2 protein-coding genes are annotated in these 3,878 nt (G+C 41.9%); one reads left to right on the top strand and one right to left on the bottom strand.

The genetic code is table 11. The features are described from left to right. Positions 1-195: 195 nt before the first annotated feature. Positions 196-2,247 (bottom strand): oligopeptidase A, encoded by a 2,052-nt coding sequence (prlC, locus tag CWC30_RS17090; RefSeq protein WP_138627702.1) that lies wholly within the window; start codon positions 2,245-2,247, stop codon positions 196-198. 248 nt (positions 2,248-2,495) lie between these two features. Between prlC and gorA the strand changes: the two genes are divergently transcribed. Further along, entirely contained in the window at positions 2,496-3,857 is a 1,362-nt protein-coding gene (gorA, locus tag CWC30_RS17085; protein WP_036981238.1) for a glutathione-disulfide reductase, read from the top strand. The last annotated feature ends 21 nt before the right edge of the window (positions 3,858-3,878 follow it).

Genomic DNA, 3,878 nt, shown 5'->3' with positions numbered 1-3,878 from the left:
GATGATAAATACATTACCGGAATGTCTGTTGTGTCTTTATCGAAATTTTCCGAGAAAACCCATTGTTCGACGCGAAGCGGCGTCGATGGGTAGTTCACTCAAAATATTCTTTAACAACACTGTGTATTAGGCAATAAAAAAGCGCCACTGGGGCGCTTTTGTAATTATATTTTAATCCGCAAAGGTCAACAGACCCTAAGCGGCAATGCCACTGTGGCGTAGTAGTGCGTCTACACTTGGCTCACGACCACGGAAGTTTTTAAACAGTGCCATTGGCTCTTCACTGCCGCCTTTTTCAAGAATGTGCTGCATAAACGCTTGGCCTGTTTGTGGATTAAAAATCCCCTCTTCTTCAAATTTAGAATAGGCGTCTGCCGAAAGTACTTCAGCCCATTTGTACGAGTAATAACCTGCACTATAACCGCCCGCAAAAATATGACTAAAGCCATGCTGAAAACGATTAAACGCTGGCGGCTTAATGACTGAGGTACGACTGCGTACATCATCAAACACAGCTTGAATGTTACATGGTTTGTCTGCCACGTAATCGTGGTGGATTTTAAAATCAAATAACGAGAACTCAAGTTGTCTTAACATTTGCATACCTGAGTTATAATTTTTAGCCGCAAGTAGTTTATCAAGCAACTCTTTTGGTAGTGGCTCACCGGTTTCGAAGTGACCTGAGATAAAGCTAAGCGCTTCTTCTTCGTAACACCAGTTTTCTAAAAACTGACTTGGCAATTCAACGGCATCCCATGCTACACCATTAATACCAGCAACGGGGGCTGCATCCACTTGGGTAAGCATATGATGAATGCCGTGACCAAACTCATGAAACAGTGTGGTTACTTCATTATGGGTAAACAAAGCAGGCTTATCGCCAATCGCTTTATTAAAATTACACACTAGGTAAGCAACTGGTGTTTGAAGTTCACCATTAGCGCGCACTTTACGACCCATACAGTCATCCATCCACGCACCACCACGCTTGTGATCGCGCGTATACAAATCTAAGTAAAAACGACCACGTAAAGTGTTATTGCTATCGTAAATTTCAAAAAAACGTACATCTTTATGGTAGCTATCAAAATCAGCAACTTCATTTACAGTAATACCAAATAGGCGATTAACCGTTTCAAATAAGCCACTTAGTACTTTATTTGCTGGGAAGTATGGGCGAAGAACTTCATCTGAAATCGCGTACTTTTCTTGCTTTAGTTTTTCACTGTAATAACCAAAATCCCACGCCTGTAGTTCACTAATACCGTGCTGTTGCTCTGCATATTGTTGCAACTCTTTAAGCTCTTGCTCTGCTTGTGGCTTAGATTTAGCGGCTAAATCTTCTAAAAATGAAAATACCTGCGCAGGTGATTCTGCCATTTTTGTAGCTAACGATTTTTCGGCGTAATTATTAAAGCCTAGTAATTGTGCTAACTCATGACGCAGTGCCAGTTCTTCACTCATTATCGCTGAGTTATCGAACTCACCCGCATTTGGCCCTTGATCGGATGCACGAGTAGAAAACGCGGTGTATGTTTCTTTGCGAAGTTCACGGTCGTCTGCGTAAGTCATTATAGGTAAGTAAGAAGGGAAATCGAGAGTGAATACCCAGCCTTCTAAGTCTTTACTTTTTGCCGTATCGGCCGCTAATGCCAGTGCTGATTCTGGTAAACCCGCTAGTTGGCTTTCATCGGTAATATGCTTATGCCATGCAAGCGTGGCATCCATCACATTATTACCAAATTTTGAAGCAAGCTCTGATAAACGCGCACTAATTTCACCGTAGCGTTTTTGCTGCTCAGGATTTAATGCAATGCCTGAAAGCTTAAAGTCGCGCAATGCGTTGGTAATGGTTTTTTGCTGGGCGGTAGTGAGTGTTTTAAATTCATCACTGTTATAAAGCGCGCTGTAAGCCTCATATAAACCTTGGTGTTGGCCAACAAAAGTAGAATATTCAGAAATAAGCGGCAAACATTGCTCGTAAGCTTCGCGCAGTTCATCGTTGTTCATTACTGAATTTAAATGTGATACCGGTGAAAATAATCGCGATAGTTTATCGTCGGCTTCTTCAAGCGGTAGTACTAAATCATTCCAGGTGAAAGATTGCTTTGCTAGTACGCTTTCAATCTCACTGCGACAGTGCTCAATACCTTTTTTTAATGCCGGTACTACATGTTCAGGCTTTATTTTTGAAAAAGGAGGAAGTCCTTCAAGCCCAATAAGGGGATTTGTTTGTGCATTGCTCATAGTCATTCTCAGTTTATGCAAATATAAAAATGAAGTTGGGGCAAAATACGTAAATACAAGGGCAAACCTGCTTTACTAATTAACGAGTGTGTATCTGTAAATGTTCACCTAGCCGCTTGATCTGAAATAGCATATCTTTCGTTTGATAAAGGATGTTTGATAGATTTTAGCAGCCCCGAACAAGTGACTTGTTCATCGCATATGATATTATCGGTAAAACATTGTTAAACACATTTAGAGGATTAAACATGGCTCAGCATTTTGATTACATTGCAATTGGTGGCGGTAGTGGTGGTATTGCATCAGCTAACCGTGCAGCAATGCGTGGCGCAAAAGTAGCATTAATTGAAGCTAAACACATGGGTGGCACCTGTGTAAACGTAGGGTGTGTTCCTAAAAAAGTAATGTGGCATGGTGCTCAAGTTGCTGAAGCAATTAATCTTTATGCTCCTGATTACGGTTTTGATGTTGAAGTTAAAGGCTTTGACTGGTCAAAGTTAGTAGAGAGCCGTGAAGCCTATATTGGCCGCATTCACAAAGGCTATGATAATGGTTTAGCTAAAAATGGCGTAACTGTGATCAAAGGCTTTGCAAAATTTGTGGATAGTAAAACCGTTGAAGTAAATGGTGAGCATTACACTGCTGATCACATTTTAGTTGCCGTAGGCGGACGCCCTACTATTCCTAACATTCCAGGTGCTGAACACGGTATTGATTCAAACGGCTTTTTTGAGCTGAACGAACAACCTAAACGTGTTGCTGTTGTTGGTGCCGGTTATATTGCCGTAGAAATTGCCGGTGTACTGCACAGCTTAGGTACACAAACTCACTTATTTGTTCGTAAGAGCAAGCCACTGCGTACCTTTGACCCATACATTATCGACACACTGGTTGATATTATGGCAAAAGAAGGCCCAACACTGCACACTGAGTGTTCACCAAAAGAAGTGGTAAAAGAGGCTGATGGCAGCTTAACGATTCATTTTGAGAATGGTTACAGCGAAAATGTTGATCAGGTTATTTGGGCTATAGGCCGCACGCCAACAACCGATAAAATTAACCTTGCTGCAGCAGGCGTAGAAGTAAACGAAAGCGGTTATGTAAAAGTAGATGAATACCAAAACACCACAGCTGAAAATGTATACGCTGTGGGTGATATTATCGAAAATGGTATTGAGCTTACACCGGTTGCTGTTAAAGCGGGTCGTACTCTATCGGAGCGTTTATTTAATAAAGAATTGCCGAACGATTTAAAAATGGATTACAGCCTAGTACCAACCGTAGTATTTAGCCACCCACCTATCGGCACCATTGGTCTAACTGAGCAAGAAGCGATTTCTCAGTACGGCGGCGAAAATGTAAAAGTATATAAATCAAGCTTTGCGGCCATGTACACCGCCGTTACTCAGCACCGCCAAGCCTGTAATATGATGTTAGTGTGTGCAGGCGATGATGAAAAAGTTGTGGGCTTACACGGTATTGGTTTTACCGTTGATGAAATGATTCAGGGTTTTGCAGTCGCTATGAAAATGGGCGCCACTAAAGCTGATTTTGATGCCGTGGTTGCACTACACCCTACGGGGTCGGAAGAGTTTGTTACTATGAGATAAGCTCGAGGTTCGAGGTTCGAG

The organism is Pseudoalteromonas sp. S4741 (genome assembly GCF_005886135.1).
Taxonomy (GTDB): Bacteria; Pseudomonadota; Gammaproteobacteria; order Enterobacterales; family Alteromonadaceae; genus Pseudoalteromonas; species Pseudoalteromonas tetraodonis.
The sequence above is the reverse complement of the archived record's forward strand: the minus strand, read 5'-3'. Positions and strand labels throughout refer to the sequence as shown.

Coding starts and splice junctions, on each gene's coding strand:
- gorA (WP_036981238.1), top strand. CDS start 2,496: ATGGCTCAGCATTTTGATTACATTGCAATTGGTGGCGGTAGTGGTGGT.
- prlC (WP_138627702.1), bottom strand. CDS start 2,247: ATGAGCAATGCACAAACAAATCCCCTTATTGGGCTTGAAGGACTTCCT.